The sequence below is a fragment of the Corynebacterium sp. FDAARGOS 1242 genome (genome assembly GCF_016889985.1).
GTDB lineage: Bacteria > Actinomycetota > Actinomycetes > Mycobacteriales > Mycobacteriaceae > Corynebacterium > Corynebacterium minutissimum_B.
The window spans coordinates 1,860,574-1,876,434 of sequence record NZ_CP069568.1 but is presented as its reverse complement, the minus strand read 5'-3'; the positions used below and the strand labels follow the sequence as shown (position 1 = coordinate 1,876,434).

Genomic DNA, 15,861 nt, shown 5'->3' with positions numbered 1-15,861 from the left:
GCTAGACCTCGATAGCTTTGAGCGTTGCCTTATCGATGGCATAGCGGCAGCTGCCCACCGACACAACACGTGCGCCGCCGGCTACGCGCGGACCCATGGTCAACGTAGCGCCGGGACGGATTCCCAGCTCCCCGAGACGTACTGCCAAAGCAGCGTCGCACGTGCAGGAAATACATTCTTTACCCAAGGTAACGGTGCATCCCATGGGGATGGCGTCGGCAGTTTGCCGTGGGCACCCAGACAACATATCGGTCGGCTCTCTTCCTATCCTGTTTACCCATATAGGGTACCCTAAGCAAAGATAGGCAGGTCTAGTCTTTGGGGTGAGAATCTTAGGTGATCCTCACCACGCGGCGCGTGGTGTTGAACTAGTTAGTCCAGCTGGTCACCTGACGCAGCATCTGGCGATTCTTCAAGCGCGAGCGGCCGAGCTTGCGCGACATTCGGTCCAAGATGCGGATGGCCTCCGTAATGTGCGGGCCCTTGTTGAGCATGACGCATTCCGCACGCAGCGCATAGCCGGCATCGGTGATTTCGGCACGCGAGGGAAGGCCGGTCTTCGCCAAGGTCTCCAGCACCTGTGTGGCCATGATGACGGGGATGTGCGCTGCCTCCGCGAGCTTCATGATGCGCCCCGGAACCTGCACCATGCGCTCAAAGCCCAGCTCCACGGCGAGGTCACCGCGAGCAATCATGATGCCGAATTTCTCGTGGCGCATGCCCTCCAACAGTACGGCGCCCAGCTGCTGGTACGCCGGGACCGTTTCGATCTTGAGCACAATTCCCAACTCACGCACGCGCTGCGCCAGCTCCTCCGACTCCTGCTCAGCAGCGATCTCCTCCACCGTGTCATAGAGGAAGGCCACATCGGAAGGTGTGCGGATAAAAGATACGGCCGCGATGTCGCAGTGCGTGGCCACAAAACGCAATGCCGCAATGTCCTCCTCAGTTAGGCTCGGCAGCGGAACCTCGGTATCAGGCAGGTTGATGCCCTTATACGCCGCCAAGTTCGTGCCGGTGGGCCCTGCATGGTCGATGGTGATGACAGCCTCGCGCTCTGCTTCGTTGTCCCGAATCTCGGTAACGCGGCCGGAGATGGCGCCGTCATCGAAAATAACGGCATGTCCCACCTCGAGCGCGGTGACCACCTCCGGGAGAGTACAACCAATCGTTGTCACCTCGCCCTCCACAATCCGCGCGGGCTCCTGCGAGGTGCTCAAGACCAGCTCGTCTCCGCGATGCAGGCGAATCTTCTGCTCAAGGGCCGGAACCCCGCGCACCTGCGTCGTCGCCGTTCCATGGCTAAAGACCGTGCCCTCAGCCAGATAGCAATTGCGCTCGCCGCGCAGCACGGCAACGCCGTCCTCGACAGACTCCACGGTGAAGCTACGCGAACGGCCGCGTGCCTCAGCAAACCGCACCTCATCGCCCGGCTCCAGCGCAGCTACCCACTCGGTGTCTACTTCGAGTGCTACAGCCGGACGCGCCGCGCTTGCCGACGCCCCTCTCGCCACCTCCTGAGCTTCCTCGGCCCGGGAGACGTCGGAAAGCACCAGCGTCGGGTAGGTCAGAGGCTCGCCCGCAGCGGTGCGCTCGCCGCGCACACGGACAACCTGCGGCCCCGGCTCAATGGCACCGGTGCGCACCTTGGGGCCTGCAATATCGCAGGAAATGAGAATCTCGCGCCCCACCTCCTCGGCGGCGCGGTGGACGTTCTCAACCATCTTTTCCCACGCAGCTTCGCCATCGTGGGCGCAATTGATGCGGGCCAGCTCCATACCGGCGCGGGCAAAGTCCAACACGAGGTCATAGTCCTCCGCCGCCTCAGAAGGAAGGGTCACCATGATGCGGGCATGCGTGCCGTCCTGTGTGGGGCCGAGAAGTGCCTGCGTGTTGGCGTCGAGGATGTCATCGGCATCGGCATACGCCGAGGCGATGGCCTGCATCGGGTAGGTGGGGGCTTTACCGTCGAAAGCATCAAGCACGTTGCGCGCCGCATGGAGGCGCTCCAGCACCGCCGGCTCCGGATGGCTCAAGCTCGTCGCGCCCAACGCACTGAGGCCTTCTTGCAGCTCCACGGCGTCTTGGGAGCGCAGTGCCATGTAGCGCACCAGGTTCACCGCGCCGGGCCGGTGAGTGGGCGCGACCTGGGCAATCTGCTCGGCGTACTCGTTCGCGGCGTTCTCAACGCGCAGGGTGAGGGAATCAAGAAGTGGGCGCAAGTTCGACATGGTGCTCCTTCGTCGTGGCTGTCACCCACATTGTGCCGCGACTTCCTAGACCGCGCCACGGAAGCCGAGCTGGCGCCAGGCCTCATACACGGCTGTCGACGCCGCGTTAGACAGATTCATCGAGCGCCGCGCCGGCATCATGGGAATGCGCACGCGTTCGGTGACGCGCGGGTGGAAGGCGTGCTCCTCCGGCAGGCCGGTGGGTTCGGTGCCGAAGAGAAGGACATCACCTTCCTGGTACTCGACGTCCGTGAACCACTTATCCGTGTGGGTAGTAAAGGCGAAGACCCGCGCGCCGGGAAGAGCGTCCATGCAAGCATCGAAGTCTTTGTGGATTGTCAGGTCCGCCAGGTCATGGTAGTCCAAACCTGCGCGCTTGAGGTGCTTGTCCTCGAAGTTGAAGCCCAGCGGCTCAATGAGGTGCAGGCTCGCGCCCGTGACGGCGGCGGTGCGGATGGCGTTGCCGGTATTGGTGGGGATCACGGGGTTGTCGAAGACGATGTGCAGGCGGCTCATAGGCATCAGTCTAGGATGGTGGGCATGAGCGCTACCAAACTAGATGGCAACCTGTACCGCGACGAGATTTTTGAGGACCTGGCCCAGCGCGTGGCCGCCCTCAAGGAGAAGGGGATTACTCCGGGGCTAGCCACGGTCCTGGTGGGCGATGACCCAGGGTCTCATTCCTATGTGAAGATGAAGCACCGCGATTGCGAGAAACTCGGTATTAATTCGATTCGCAAGGACTTGCCTGGCGACGTTACCCAGGAAGAACTCGAGCGCGTCATCGAAGAGCTCAACCATGACAATGCCTGCACCGGCTACATCGTGCAACTGCCATTGCCGAAGCACTTGGATGAAAACCGTGTGCTCGAGCTCATCGACCCGGCCAAGGACGCCGATGGTTTGCACCCGATTAACCTGGGCAAGCTGGTCCTCAACGAGGACGCCCCGCTGCCATGCACGCCAAACGGCTGCATCCACCTGCTGCGCCGCTTCGGTGTGGAGCTTAACGGTGCAAAGGTGGTCGTCATCGGCCGCGGCGTGACCGTGGGCCGCCCGATTGGTCTGATGCTTACCCGCCGTAGCGAGAATTCCACGGTCACGCTGTGTCACACCGGCACCAAGGATCTTGCCGCGGAGACCCGTGCGGCCGATGTCATCATTGCTGCGGCCGGCAAGGCACACATGCTCACCGCCGATATGGTCAAGGAAGGTGCCGCGGTTCTCGACGTCGGCGTCTCCCGCGTCGGCGGACAACTCGCCGGTGACGTCGCCGAGGACGTGTGGGACAAGGCCGGTTTCGTCTCCCCGAACCCGGGTGGCGTGGGCCCGCTGACGCGTGCGTTCCTGGTGAGCAACATCGTCGAGCGCGCTGAGAAGCTGGCCGCGCAATAAAGCCGCAGATGACTACGCAGGGTCCACGGGAGGGGCGTCGAGAAGCGCCGGCAGCGCCGCCGGTGTCCTTGTCGAACCCACACGACGCGCACCTGAAGCCTTCGGCATTGCCGCCCGTTCTCCAGTGGCTAGCCATCGGCCTGTTCGTGGTGGCGGTTGTGGTGTCGGGTTTTTATGCCGTGTTCGAGCACTGGCGGCGCGCCACGATGTTGCTGGGAGGGGCACTCCTGTGGCTCACCGTGGTGCGCCTGACCTGTGATTCCTCACGCGTTGGCGTGCTGGCGGTGCGCTCGCGGCGCTTCGATGCCTGTTTTACCGGCATCTTAGGTGCGGCGATGGTGTTCATGGCCTTGTCCATCGACGCGCTTGGATCGTGACGCGTTTGGCTCCTGGAAAGAACCAACCGGCTTCTTAAATGAAATACTCGTCGCCCACGTAGGCCGGTCCCACATCAAGGCCATTCGGAGCTGACAGCAACAGGAAGTTGCGCAGGATGCGGTTCATCTGGCGGGTTTCGGTGAGGAAGGCATCGTGGCCCACGGGGGAGACAATTTTGGCCATGGCTAGCAGCTGGTTGACGTTGCGGGAGATGTGCTCCTGTTGGTGATAGGGATAAAGGATGTCCGTGTCTACGCCCACGACCATGGTCGGCACTTGGGAGGCGGCCAAGGCCTTGATGAGCCCACCGCGCCCGCGGCCGACGTCGTGGCGGTTGAGTGCTTCCGTCAGTGTGACATAGGAACCAGCATCAAACCGTTCCGTGAGCTTTTTCCCCTGGTAATCCAGGTAGGAGTTCACCGCAAAACGCTGATTGAGCTGGCGGTGCGGGCCTAAGGGGTTTTCGCCTTGCTGGGCGGAGGCACCAAAGCGCTCATCGATTTCCTGCTCGCCGCGATACGTCAGATGCGCGATGCGGCGCGCGGCCGCCAAACCATCGCGAGGAGTCTTGTCCGTGAGGTAGTAATTGCCACCATGCCAGAAGGGGTCGCGCTCGATGGCGGAAATCTGCGCCGATTGGATGCCAATCTGCCAGCCGGACGCCCGGGCCGATACCGCAATCACGCACACCGCGGACACACTGTCTGGGTGCATGAGGCTCCACTCCAGCGTGCGCGCTCCTCCCATCGAGCCGCCGATGACCGCATGGACGCGGGAAATGCCGAGCTCCTGCAGGCACGCGTACTCGGCCTCCACCAAGTCCCGAATGGACAGCGCCGGGAAGCGCCCTCCCCACGGCTGGCCATCCGGGTGCAGGCTGCTCGGCCCGGTGGAGCCGTTGCAGCCGCCCAGCGCATTGGTCGCGATGACGCACCAGCGCGTGGTGTCCAGGGCCTTGCCGGGGCCGACCAGGTCGGACCACCAGTCCGCCACGTTGGAATCACCGGTCAGCGCGTGCTCAACCACAATGACGTTGTTGACGCCGTTCGGGTCGCCGGCGAAAGCGCCCCAGCGTTGGTAGGCCAGGGAGGCGTCGGCAAGCACGGCGCCGGCTTCGGTGGTGAAGTCGCCGATGGGGACGTGGGCGAGCTCGCCTTCGGGCGCGAGTTTCGGAATCGGGCTAGCCAATGGCCTCGAACCCACGCTCGAGGTCGGCGATGATGTCGTTGACATCCTCGATGCCCACCGACAGGCGCACCGTGGCCTGGGTAATACCCGCGGCCTTGAGCGCAGCTTCGTCGGACTGGGAGTGCGTGGTGGTGGCCGGGTGCACGACCAGCGAGCGGGTATCGCCGATGTTGGCCAGGTTGGAGTGCAGCTTCAGTGCATCGATGAACGCCCAGGCCTCCTCGCGGCCGCCGTCGATGTCGAAGGAAAGCACGGAGCCGGTGTAGGCGTACCCCAGCTTCTCCTTGACCTGCTTGTACGGGGAGGAGTCCAGGCCGGCGTAGTTGACCTTCGTGACTTTGGCGTGGGACTCCAGGTACTCAGCCACGGTCTGGGCGTTGGCATTGTGCTTATCGACGCGCAACTGCAACGTCTCAATACCATTCAGCGTCAGCCATGCATTGAAGGGGGAGATGGCAGCGCCCGTATCGCGGAGCAAGCCCGCGCGCGCCTTGATGGCGAAGGCCGGTGCGCCCAGATCGGCGTACTTGAGGCCGTGGTAGGCCTCGTCCGGGGTGACGAAGTAGGGGAAGACCGGCTCGCCGTCGCGGGTGACGGTCCAGTCGAAGGAACCGCCGTCGATAATCGCGCCGCCGATGGCGGAACCGTTGCCGGTGTAGAACTTCGTGGTGGAGACTACGACGATGTCCGCGCCCAGCTCCAGCGGGCGGGCCAGCGCGCCGGTAGCGATGGTGTTGTCCACGATGAGCGGGACCTGGTTCTTGTGTGCCACCTCCGCGATGGCAGGGATGTCGAGGACATCGGCGACCGGGTTGCCGAAGGTCTCGCCGTAAAAAGCCTTGGTGTTTGGCTGGACGGTGTCCTGCCAGGAGGCCGGGTCGTCGGGGTTCTCGACGAGGGTGACGTCGATGCCCAGGCGCTTCAACGTCACGGTAAACAGCGTGGAGGTGCCGCCGTAGAGGCGCGGGGAGGTGACGATGTGGTCGCCGGCGGAGGCGAGGTTCAGGATGGCCGCGGTCTCGGCGGCCTGGCCGGAGGCGAAAGCAACGGCGGCGACGCCGCCCTCGAGCGACGCCAACCGGGCCTCCAGGGCATCCTGTGTGGGGTTGGTCAGGCGGGTATAAATCGGGCCGGCATCCGAGAGGTTAAAGCGATTAGCGGCATGTTCGGCGTTGTTGAAGACATAAGACGTGGTCTGGTAAATCGGCACGTTGCGTGCGTTGGTGGAGCCGTCCAGGTTCTGGCCGGCGTGGAGGGCGCGGGTGGCAAAAGACCATTCGCCCACTGCGGAATTATCGTATTTGGTGCTCATGTGTGGCAACGGTAGACCAAGCGGTTCAGTGTCGTTAGTGGTTTTCCGGAAACTGCAGGCAAGCCCGAGAATAAAAATAGACCGAGCGGTTGGTTGATTATCGTCTAACCGTAGTCGATGCCCCAACGAGGTTGATAGATGTTGTCCAGTTTCGTGGTCGGATAAGCACGTAGGCGATAAAATCTAGAAAACCGGAGGAGCGTCTTTATGGTGTCTACTGTTGATCGCGGAGTGTTGCTGATACATAGGTTCGTGGTCGGCTTGGCAGTCATAGTGTCCTGCGGAGCGGCACTTGCCGCGTGGAGCGCAATGAGTCTTCTCTGGCTGCTGCTGGGTTTGGGGGTGGCTATCTCTAGTATTCGTCCACGTGCTTCCATAGCGATTGTTTTTGCTCTGTTTCTTATCCTTAACGCTCAAGGGCTCAATGGATACGCGTTGAACGCGGTCAGTGCATTGTTCATTTGTTGCTTAGCTGTTCTCGGTTTTGTGCGAACGGGGCTTGTAGGAATATTTCTCGTTGGATATGTTCCGCTGGTGTTTGTTCTTTTTCCTTCCTGGGCAGAACCAGGAGAACCATTTTCTACGTCCCTTTTTGCGGCGTCAACAACAGTGATGGGAATTGCTGGGCTCTTATGGGTACTAGGATTTGGCTTGCAGGCAACGGTGAAACGAAGCACCGATGTCCGGCGTGAACAAGAGGAATCACTGCGGGAGTACTTGCATGACAATGTGGGTAATCCATTAAGCATTGCCACGTTGGGTGCGCAATTGGCGGCAGCTCAGCATGGTGATTCGGGGCAGTTAAATCTTGTTATGCAGGAAGTTCAACGGGCTGCTGAGGCATTATCACATGTCGCAAGCCAAGCGGGGAAAGGCCGTAGACGCACTGTTCGAGGCGCGGCGATGGAATGGGCTGACAAGATGCAAGCATGTGGATTGTCCCCGTCAGTGTCGGTGGAGAGTAGCGCGGGAATTTCTGAAGTGCACAAAGCAGTTCTTCTCAGAGCAATGGATGAGCTGTGCTCTAACGTGATAAGGAATTCCGAAAAGGGAGCCGTAGTTTCACTCAGGCTTGAATCGAATCGGTCGACCCATGCTTTAACTGTCTCTAACGAGCTTTCATCATTGGGGCACCCTGCGGGTGTCAGTGGGATGGGAATTGGCTTAGACAATCTCGAAAAGGTTGTACGCGCGCACGGCGGAACAATGGTAGTGAAGAGGGAAGCACATCAATGGGTCAGTGAGATCCGGCTTGAACATGAAGAAAGCGGTGAAATCGGGTATGGGAATATCACTGCTTATCGTGGAAGATGAAAAGAAGTACGCTGCGCTTCTCCAGTCGATTTTTTGGAACCACCCCGATATTTCACATGTAGAGACAGTCCATGATGCTGAGACTGCCGCCGAAAAGCTGAGGGAGTCAACCTACGACGTTGTGCTTACAGATTTTCGCCTTCCAGGGGCTGATGGCTTTGAATTGATGTGCTCTCAAGACAGGAGCGAGAAGGCGCCTCCGTTCGTCGTAATGACCTCCTTTGACACCGATGAAGCGCTGCTTGAAAGCTATTCACTTGGGGCAATGGGATATGTTCCCAAGACGGCTGGCCCCGAAGCTTTCGTTTCTAGCGTTGTTAATGCGGCTGTGGGTAAAAAGACCATCGAGGCCGATGTGGCACAGCGGATTCTTGCGAACAGTTTTGGCTCACCGAGAGTGCAACATACTCAAAAAATGGTTCGACGATTAAAAACCGAAGATCAGAGGGTTCTACGCCTGCTGGTAGAGGGGCACTCAAACTCCGAAATTGCTCATCAGCTCCACTACGCGGAATCAACGATTAAACAAAAGGTACGCGTGCTGTTCGATCACTTTGGTGTGACCTCGAGAACCAAACTTATTGCCCGGCTCCAGGGTGTCCCTCTTGGACTTTTGCGCTGAGAGTTTGGGATTCTTGGTCCCGAAGCGGCAGTGGGTGGGACCCTTGTTCTGATTTAGGGCCTTTTCCTATTTTTCTTCCTCCGGCTGAGGTAATCAAGACCTTCTGCCGAATTGCCTACTTTCGTCGGTGAAAGGACGAAAACTCTTGCAGGGAGTTAATGGCGCCACAGATACTGTGCATGTCAGTTAATGAGTAAGTAATTACAAAGGAGGGTGACAATGCTAGGTCTGCTTTTCGGAGTTTTGCCACTATGCGCTGTACTCGGGCTGACATGGTTCGTTGTGGCTAATTCAAAGGAGTTTGTGCTCCGAGTCCCCTGGATTGGAGCCTTAGCAGGGCTAGGGATTGCCTTGTGGATTGTATTTGCTCCCGAATCCGTGAGTGGCTCTTGGTGGGAATACCTAGTGCCGCTTTTCCTTGTGGTGATTGCGGCTTTGGTGGGTGCAATACGTCGTCCTTCTTTGGCGCATTCTTTGGTCGAAACTTGCGCGGTTTCGGCAGTGGTTGTAGTAGGGCTCGTCATTTATTCGCTGGCTGACAAAGGCGATGGGACCGGATTGGACGCGGTGGCCTTTGTTCTTTATTGGTTCGCCATTTACCTGCCAGGCACTTTGGCCGGTACCCTTCTCGGCGGGCTTGCCAGCCGCCGGCGAGCCTAAACTTGGCTACACCGGAATGGGCTCGCCGAGCGCGGGGCGCTGATAGCCGGTCACACCGGCGCGCTGGAGCATGCCGTCGGTGATGTGCTTGCCGACGTCGGAAAGCACAGCGTCATGGATGGGGACCGTAAGGCGCGCGCCGATGCGTATGGCGTAATCCGCGGCGTCCGCCCCGCGCACCCACGGCCCCGCGATGGGGAGCAGCAGAACCTCAACCGTGCGCCCCTCGGGGACACACCACTGATCACCCGGGTGGAGGACACCGCCAAAGAAATAACCTAGGTTTTCTGGGCGCGGGATGTTCGGGTGGATTTCCTCGTGGAGGCCGCCCAGAGCCTGAATCTCAAGGCCCAGAACCGTAAACGCCTCACCCGCATGCACGACGGTGCCGGAGCCGAGGGCGTCGATAGCCTCCTGCGTTCCCCACACCGGCAGGTCGCTAGCGCGCACGGCATCGACGTCGAGGTGGTCTCCATGCGCGTGCGTGAGCAGCACCGCTTTGGCGTCCTCGAGACAGCTCAAGTCGGAGAAGGGGCCGGGGTCGATGACGATGCGTCCCTGGGGCGCCTCGACGGCCACTGTGGATTGTCCATGCAGCGAAATCTTCATGAGCCCCACGCTAGCCAAAAGTAAAGGAATACAGCGAGAGCCCTTCGCTGACTTCCAGCTCGATGGTTTCGGTGTGGTTTTCGGGGTCGCGGACGAGATCCACCGTGCCGTCCTCGGTGATGTCGAAGGTGCGAACCGAACCATCGGCGCGATGCAGGCGGATTGTCCCGCGCCCGGACGTGACCAGCTGTACCCATGCGGCGTGGTAGTTGAGGCGCAGGCGTGCGTTGGGGCCGGCAGTAATAGGTTGGTCAGCCAGCGTCCACGTGCCACCCAGCGAATACTGTTCCAGCAGAGGATTGCCCAGGGCGAACTGGTGGGTTCCGTTGCGATAATCGGCATGGGCGAAAAATTGCGCGCGAGCGGTGCCGAGGTAGGTCTCCGGCGAGCGCGGCGCGCTGTGAGCATCTGCGGCGGCCTCAATCGGTGCGGGCAACTCGACGGAAGGGTCGCGCTCGATGAGAAGCTCACGAATGAGGCGCTCGGTCTCGGCGTAGTCACCTTCGCCATGGTGGGAGTGGCGCAGCATGCCGTGCTTATCGACGACATAATGCGCCGGCCAGTACCGATTCTCAAAGTTCTTCCACGTGGCGAAGTCGTTGTCCTGGGCCACCGGATACTCGATTCCCTGTTCGCGGGCCGCTCGGCGCACGTTGTCGGCCTCGTGCTCGAAGGCGTACTCCGGCGCGTGGATGCCGATAATGTCGAAGCCGTAGTCCTTGTAGTGCGCATAAAGCTTGGTCAGGTGAGTGTTGTTGCGCTGGCAGTTGATGCAAGCGTAGGCCCAAAAATCGATGAGCGTGACCTTGCCGGAGGTGCGCGGATCGACGGGCGCATCCGTGTTGAACCAGCCGGTCAACCCCGCAAATTCAGGGACAGGGGTTCCTTCCGCAGAGAGGGCCGCTTGCTCAACCGGGGCAGCGTCGACGTTAATGCTGGGGAGTTTCTGTTGCAGCCAGGCGGGTGCGCCCAGGGAGATAGCGCCGGCCATAGCGATCACCACAATTCCCGCAGTGATGCGCACCCCGCGCTGGTGGGAGCGGAAAGCATCGACGCGTTTGCCCACCTCGTTGCCGCCTAGGGCGAAAGCTAGCAGCGGGATCGCCACGCCGAGGGCGAAGGAGAGGCAGAGGGTGAGGATGTGGGCGTCGACAGTCCCGGTGGCACCCGCCACTGAGATTGCGGCCAATACCGGGCCCGCGCAGGGAACGAAGACCACGCCCATAGTTAGGCCGACGATGAAGCCGCCCTTGTCGCGGGCTTTGGCCTGTAAGCTGCCGGCTTTCGGGAGTTTCTGAAAAGGCCACTCCAGGATTTCCTGTACGCGGGGAAACACCATTCCTAGGCCCACGAGGACCAGCAGCGCGATTCCTACTTTCCACACAAAATCGGCGGGCAGGCCAAGCGCGTTGAGCAATGTTGTGGCAAACAGCGTGACGAGGCTAAAGCTCGTCACCAACCCGCCCACGACTTGCCATGGCCGCCACCGTGAGCCGCCGCTGACTGCGAGGACCAAGGGTAAGACGGGCAGGATGCAGGGCGAAATGCCGGTAATCAGACCACCGGTAAACCCGATGAAGAGCGTTGATAACATGCTGTACTCCTTCGCTGTGAGTGCGGTGTGGGTATGCAACCAGTTCGGAGCGCAAGCAATAAACGGATTGCCACAAACTTTTTTTAAATCCGTCCAATCCGCATCGCGGGGTGGCTCCGAATGGTGAGTTACAGGGCCCCGGAAAGGCCGGGCCCGAACGCTTGAAAAGGAGCACCGAAATGAAGAAGCTTGTTACCACCGCCGCTGCACTTGCCATTGCAGCCAATGGGCTGGTTGCCTGCAACGACAAGAAGGACGAGGTGGACATGATGCCCAGCTCCGAGATGATGGCCCCCAGCTCGGACGCCATGATGTCGGATTCCATGAAGAGCGAAGAAATGAGCAAGTAAAACTGCCATGCCCGCCCCGCTGCTGGAGGTAAGCTCTACACCTGTGCCTGCGATGTCACCAGATGAACATGCACGGCTGAACCACCTTTTGGTTCAGACCGCTGCCGCAGACAAGCATGCCTTCAGCGCGCTATACGACGCCCTCGCGCCCACCGTCTACAGCGTGTGCCTGAGCGTTCTGCGCAATCCCGCCTTGGCAGAGGAAGTCGCCCAAGACGTTTTCGTTGAAGTGGGGACCTCCGCGGTGAAATTCGATCCGCAGAGAGGGAATGCGCGGTCGTGGGTGGGCAGGTTGGCGCATGGGAGGGCCGTCGATAAGCTGCGTAGCCACGTTGCCACAGTACAACGCGATGACCGCGACGCGATGCTCACCCAGGCCACCTTTGCTGAGACGCTTGAAGATGAAGCCCTCGGAAACGTCGAAGCGCAGCAGCTGCGCCAGGCCATCGACAAGATCGGGGAACCGCATTCCACCGCGGTGGCCCTCGCGTTTTTCGATGGCTTGACGCATGCCGAACTGGCAGAATCAACGGGAGTACCGCTGGGTACTGCGAAGACGCGCGTGCGCGACGGCATTAGGAAGCTAAAAGCGATTCTCGGAAAGGAGGGATGATGAGCAACACGCATGAGTTTTCGGATGAGACTTTCGATGATTTCCTCGATTCCCTCCCCGAGGTCGAACCGCCGGCGCGGATGAAAGATGCCGTCTTTGCGAACATCGACGCTACTGGTGATGCCGAGGTTGTGGAGCTTCCCCGCCGCCGCTGGCGGGCTTTCGTGGCAGTGCCAGCGGCCGCGGCAGTGCTCGTGGTGGGCGTGGTGGCCGCGCCGCAGCTTCTGCAGTTGGGCCAGCCCGATGCAGCGGATAGCGCGCGAGTAGAACCCGAATCGCCGGGCGAGAAATCGATGCACGACATCATGGGTGCAGAGGATCTCATGCAGGGCAATGCTGATGCTTCGGGCGCGCAACTGGATATTGTTTCTTCGGCGTCGATGGCGAAATCCGGCGCGATGGTGGATGGCCAGCCGCATCTCGCTGACGGCATGGGTGCCCAGGTGTGGGCCGTCAGCGCCGACGGTGAGATGGCCTCAGCAGGGGTTATCGGCCAGGACCCACACGATGGGGTGTGGATGCCCTTTGAAGGGGCGGCGGTCAAAGTCATGGTCACCGAGGAACCTGCGGGTGGCAGCGAGCAACCCACCGGTCGTACCCTCGCCACCGTTACCTTGGCCAGCGCTGGCTAGGACTCAGTCCGTAAGCGCCTGCTTCACCAACTCCAGCGCGGCGGCGAGTTCGACATCGCTTAAATGCCCGAAACCCAAAACCACGCCCTCCTCGACGGCCACGCCGCCCCAGTAGTCGCTGAGTGGGGTGAGCGTGAGACCCAAGTCGGCCGCGCGCTTGACGACGCCCTCCTCACACAACAACACCGCATGGAGCCCACCATGGATGGGCAGGAGGGTGGCGGGGGTATCCTCCAGCGCGGCGCGGACGAGGTCACGCCGGCGCTTGTACGCGCGGCGCATCCGGCCGGTATGCCTCCGTAGCGCGCCGCTGGCTAGATAGTTCGCCAAGGCTGCTTGGGGGATAGCTCCCACCGGCTGGCCAAAAACCTCCCGCACCTGATCCACCGCCGAGCGCAAGCCCGGTGGCACCACGAGGTAGCCACACGCAATCGACGGCGAAATCACCGAGGAAAAAGTACCCAGCAGCACCGTGTGCTCCGGGGCGAGCGCCGCCAGCGCTGGAAGCGGCTGGCCGACGTAGCGCAGCTCGGAATCGAAGTCATCTTCGATGATGAGCACATTATTGGCTCGCGCCCATTCCACGAGCTCCGCGCGCCGGGCTGCCGGCAGGGAGCCGCCATAGGGGTGCTGGTGGGACGGCGTGACGATGAGAACGTCGAGGTCCACGGTGGGGACGGTGACGCCGTGCGCGTCGGTGGGGACGTCGATAAGCACGTGGCCCAAAGCCTGGGGAACGCGGCGCAAACTGGGATAGCCCGGCGATTCCACGCCCACGCGAAGCTGGCCGCCCAGCGCGCGCAACAGCACCGACAACCCGTCGCGGGCGCCAGCGGTGATGACGACATACGCCGGGTCGACGGTGAGCCCACGCATGTGGCGCAGGTGAGTGGCCACCTCGCGGGGCAGGTCGCCGGAAGGATCCACGGCGGCTTTGCGCCACGCCGCCCTCCATTCGGGGGTGATGATTCCGGCCGTATCGGGCAAACCGGGAGTCAACTCCACGCGCGGTGGGGTGGGGGTGGACCGCGGCGCAGGAGCAGGCTGCGAGGCGCGCCCGTGCGGCAAGTGCGGATTGATGACGGTGCCCGAGCCAACTTCCGCGGTGAGGTAGCCCTCGGCGGTGAGCTGCTCGTAGGCGGTGACCACGCTGCCTCGGGAAATTCCCAAATCCCGGGCCAAGGAGCGCGTCGACGGAACCTGCTCACCGGGCAGCAGAATTCCGGCGGCAACTTGGGTGCGGAGGGCTTCGGCAATCTGCACTGGGAGCGCGCGCGTATCAGACGGGTCGAGGCGTAGGGACACCCACCCATCATAAGTGGTCTAATCCAACACTCGGAAAATGGCTCTTGTCTTGGACCAATTTTTGAGGCCATGATGTGAGCTATGACTGAACAGAAGAATGAACAGGGACGTGCCACCACGCGCGTCAAGCGTGGACTGGCCGATATGCTCAAGGGTGGCGTCATCATGGACGTTGTCACCCCGGAGCAGGCACGAATTGCGGAGGACGCGGGTGCGTCCGCCGTCATGGCGCTCGAGCGCGTGCCGGCCGATATCCGCGCCCAGGGTGGCGTGGCCCGTATGTCTGACCCGGATCTCATCGAGGGCATCGTTAACGCCGTTGACATCCCGGTGATGGCGAAGGCCCGCATCGGCCACTTCGTGGAGGCGCAGATTCTGGGAGAGCTGGGCGTGGACTTCATCGACGAGTCCGAGGTGCTTAGCCCGGCCGACTACGTCAACCACATCAACAAGTGGGACTTCGACGTGCCGTTCGTCTGTGGCGCTACCAACCTGGGTGAGGCTCTGCGCCGCATCACCGAGGGCGCGGCGATGATCCGTTCCAAGGGTGAGGCCGGTACTGGCGACGTCTCCGAAGCTGTCAAGCACCTGCGCACCATCAAGGGTGAAATTGCACGCCTTCAGAACCTGGACCGCGACGAGCTCTACGTGGCGGCCAAGGAACTACAGGCGCCATATGACCTCGTTGCCGAGGTGGCAGAGACCGGCAAGCTGCCGGTCGTGCTGTTCGTCGCCGGTGGCGTGGCCACGCCTGCCGACGCCGCCCTTGTCCGCCAAATGGGCGCCGAAGGCGTCTTCGTCGGCTCCGGCATCTTCAAGTCCGGTGAACCTGCCAAGCGCGCGGAGGCCATCGTCAAGGCAGCCACCCTCTATGACCAGCCGGCCGAGCTAGCCAAGATTTCCCGCGGCCTCGGCGAGGCCATGGTGGGCATCAACGTCAACGACGTCCCCGCCCCGCACCGCCTGGCTGAACGCGGATGGTAACAACGGTCGGCGTCCTGGCGCTGCAGGGAGGCGTCGAGGAGCACCTGCGCATCCTTGACGTGCTCGGCGTGGCGACGCGCCGGGTGCGCCTGCCCCAGGACCTCGACGGACTCGACGGCATCATTTTGCCCGGCGGCGAATCGAGCGCGATTGACAAGCTGGCACGCTCTTGTGGCGTCGCTGAGCCGCTGCGCCAGACTGAGTTACCGGTGCTCGCCACGTGTGCGGGCCTTATCTACAGCGCCCGCGAACTGGAGAACCCCGCACCGGGACAGCAGATGCTCGCGCTTATCGACGTCACCGTGCGCCGCAACGCCTTCGGCAACCAGCGCTTCTCGGAGGAGCGCACCGTGCCCGTCGCGATAGGCATGGAGACGCTCGAGGTGGAAGCGAGCTTCATCCGTGCCCCCATCGTTACCCGAGTGGGCGAAGGCGTGGAAGTTATCGCTACCGTGCCGCGGGAAGTTGGCGAAGCGGTGGTGGGCGTGCGGCAAGGCGCCGTCACTGCGCTGAGCTTTCACCCGGAGGAAAACGGGGACTCCCGCCTCCATGCCGCGTGGTTGGCGTCGCTCTAGGCGGAGGCGGCTAATTTAGCTGTTTAACTATCGCTCGATAGTGGTCTGGGCTACATTGAAGGCTAAACGCTGAATAGATCACGTCCAGAAAGGCCCGCT

The 15,861-nt window shown here is 61.6% G+C and carries 18 protein-coding genes; 10 read left to right on the top strand and 8 right to left on the bottom strand.

Annotated elements, in window-relative coordinates; genetic code table 11:
* Position 1 precedes the first annotated feature (1 nt).
* From I6J72_RS08870 to I6J72_RS08860, 3 genes are all read right to left on the bottom strand, one after another.
* On the bottom strand, positions 2 to 247 hold the full coding sequence (locus tag I6J72_RS08870) for a FeoA family protein (protein WP_204098926.1): 246 nt from the start codon (positions 245 to 247) through the stop codon (positions 2 to 4).
* A gap of 121 nt (positions 248 to 368) precedes the next feature.
* The gene (locus I6J72_RS08865; RefSeq protein WP_204098925.1) at positions 369 to 2,231 is read right to left on the bottom strand and encodes a pyruvate kinase; all 1,863 of its coding nucleotides are present in this window, start codon (positions 2,229 to 2,231) and stop codon (positions 369 to 371) included.
* 45 nt (positions 2,232 to 2,276) lie between these two features.
* Positions 2,277 to 2,747 carry a tRNA (cytidine(34)-2'-O)-methyltransferase gene (locus tag I6J72_RS08860; RefSeq protein WP_204098924.1) on the bottom strand — a complete coding sequence of 157 codons (471 nt, stop codon included), beginning with the start codon at positions 2,745 to 2,747 and terminating at the stop codon, positions 2,277 to 2,279.
* Positions 2,748 to 2,771: 24 nt separating this feature from the next.
* Here I6J72_RS08860 and I6J72_RS08855 point away from each other — a divergent pair, with 24 nt between their 5' ends.
* Positions 2,772 to 3,626, top strand: coding sequence for a bifunctional methylenetetrahydrofolate dehydrogenase/methenyltetrahydrofolate cyclohydrolase (locus tag I6J72_RS08855; protein WP_204098923.1), 855 nt, complete (start codon positions 2,772 to 2,774; stop codon positions 3,624 to 3,626).
* Between the two features lie 62 nt (positions 3,627 to 3,688).
* Positions 3,689 to 4,003 (top strand): DUF3017 domain-containing protein, encoded by a 315-nt coding sequence (locus I6J72_RS08850; protein ID WP_370552169.1) that lies wholly within the window; start codon positions 3,689 to 3,691, stop codon positions 4,001 to 4,003.
* Between the two features lie 34 nt (positions 4,004 to 4,037).
* Here the strand turns inward: I6J72_RS08850 and I6J72_RS08845 are convergent, their stop codons facing one another.
* Positions 4,038 to 5,237, bottom strand: a complete 1,200-nt coding sequence (locus I6J72_RS08845) for a homoserine O-acetyltransferase (RefSeq protein WP_239107295.1) — start codon at positions 5,235 to 5,237, stop codon at positions 4,038 to 4,040.
* Complete coding sequence (locus I6J72_RS08840; RefSeq protein WP_204098921.1) at positions 5,185 to 6,504, bottom strand: O-acetylhomoserine/O-acetylserine sulfhydrylase; 1,320 nt, start codon at positions 6,502 to 6,504, stop codon at positions 5,185 to 5,187. The genes I6J72_RS08845 and I6J72_RS08840 overlap by 53 nt, the downstream gene beginning before the upstream one ends.
* Positions 6,505 to 6,711: 207 nt before the next feature.
* Here I6J72_RS08840 and I6J72_RS08835 point away from each other — a divergent pair, with 207 nt between their 5' ends.
* The 3 genes from I6J72_RS08835 to I6J72_RS08825 all read left to right on the top strand — a co-directional run bounded on the left by I6J72_RS08835 (position 6,712) and on the right by I6J72_RS08825 (position 9,100).
* Entirely contained in the window at positions 6,712 to 7,818 is a 1,107-nt protein-coding gene (locus tag I6J72_RS08835) for a hypothetical protein (protein ID WP_204098920.1), read from the top strand.
* On the top strand, positions 7,763 to 8,440 hold the full coding sequence (locus I6J72_RS08830; RefSeq protein WP_039673897.1) for a response regulator transcription factor: 678 nt from the start codon (positions 7,763 to 7,765) through the stop codon (positions 8,438 to 8,440). The genes I6J72_RS08835 and I6J72_RS08830 overlap by 56 nt, the downstream gene beginning before the upstream one ends.
* Before the next feature lie 405 nt (positions 8,441 to 8,845).
* A complete protein-coding gene (locus I6J72_RS08825; protein ID WP_141754639.1) occupies positions 8,846 to 9,100 on the top strand; it encodes a hypothetical protein in 255 nt (84 codons plus the stop codon).
* A gap of 6 nt (positions 9,101 to 9,106) precedes the next feature.
* Here the strand turns inward: I6J72_RS08825 and I6J72_RS08820 are convergent, their stop codons facing one another.
* Both I6J72_RS08820 and I6J72_RS08815 read right to left on the bottom strand, forming a co-directional pair.
* Positions 9,107 to 9,709, bottom strand: a complete 603-nt coding sequence (locus I6J72_RS08820) for an MBL fold metallo-hydrolase (RefSeq protein WP_070673670.1) — start codon at positions 9,707 to 9,709, stop codon at positions 9,107 to 9,109.
* A gap of 10 nt (positions 9,710 to 9,719) precedes the next feature.
* The gene (locus I6J72_RS08815) at positions 9,720 to 11,303 is read right to left on the bottom strand and encodes a cytochrome c biogenesis protein CcdA (protein WP_204098918.1); all 1,584 of its coding nucleotides are present in this window, start codon (positions 11,301 to 11,303) and stop codon (positions 9,720 to 9,722) included.
* A gap of 179 nt (positions 11,304 to 11,482) precedes the next feature.
* On the opposite strand from I6J72_RS08815, the gene I6J72_RS08810 reads away from it, so the two are divergent.
* From I6J72_RS08810 to I6J72_RS08800, 3 genes are read left to right on the top strand one after another with little or no spacing between them, the layout of a single operon-like run.
* The gene (locus I6J72_RS08810; RefSeq protein ID WP_204098917.1) at positions 11,483 to 11,653 is read left to right on the top strand and encodes a hypothetical protein; all 171 of its coding nucleotides are present in this window, start codon (positions 11,483 to 11,485) and stop codon (positions 11,651 to 11,653) included.
* 7 nt (positions 11,654 to 11,660) lie between these two features.
* The gene (locus tag I6J72_RS08805) at positions 11,661 to 12,266 is read left to right on the top strand and encodes a sigma-70 family RNA polymerase sigma factor (protein WP_204098916.1); all 606 of its coding nucleotides are present in this window, start codon (positions 11,661 to 11,663) and stop codon (positions 12,264 to 12,266) included.
* Positions 12,266 to 12,898 (top strand): anti-sigma factor, encoded by a 633-nt coding sequence (locus I6J72_RS08800; protein WP_204098915.1) that lies wholly within the window; start codon positions 12,266 to 12,268, stop codon positions 12,896 to 12,898. Before I6J72_RS08805 ends, I6J72_RS08800 begins: the two co-directional genes overlap by 1 nt.
* Before the next feature lie 3 nt (positions 12,899 to 12,901).
* Here the strand turns inward: I6J72_RS08800 and I6J72_RS08795 are convergent, their stop codons facing one another.
* Entirely contained in the window at positions 12,902 to 14,203 is a 1,302-nt protein-coding gene (locus tag I6J72_RS08795) for a PLP-dependent aminotransferase family protein (protein ID WP_204098914.1), read from the bottom strand.
* Between the two features lie 81 nt (positions 14,204 to 14,284).
* Here I6J72_RS08795 and pdxS point away from each other — a divergent pair, with 81 nt between their 5' ends.
* Positions 14,285 to 15,187: a pyridoxal 5'-phosphate synthase lyase subunit PdxS gene (pdxS, locus tag I6J72_RS08790; protein WP_039673915.1), complete on the top strand. Its 903-nt coding sequence runs from the start codon at positions 14,285 to 14,287 to the stop codon at positions 15,185 to 15,187.
* Positions 15,181 to 15,762 (top strand): pyridoxal 5'-phosphate synthase glutaminase subunit PdxT, encoded by a 582-nt coding sequence (pdxT, locus tag I6J72_RS08785; RefSeq protein WP_204098913.1) that lies wholly within the window; start codon positions 15,181 to 15,183, stop codon positions 15,760 to 15,762. Before pdxS ends, pdxT begins: the two co-directional genes overlap by 7 nt.
* Positions 15,763 to 15,861 lie beyond the last annotated feature (99 nt).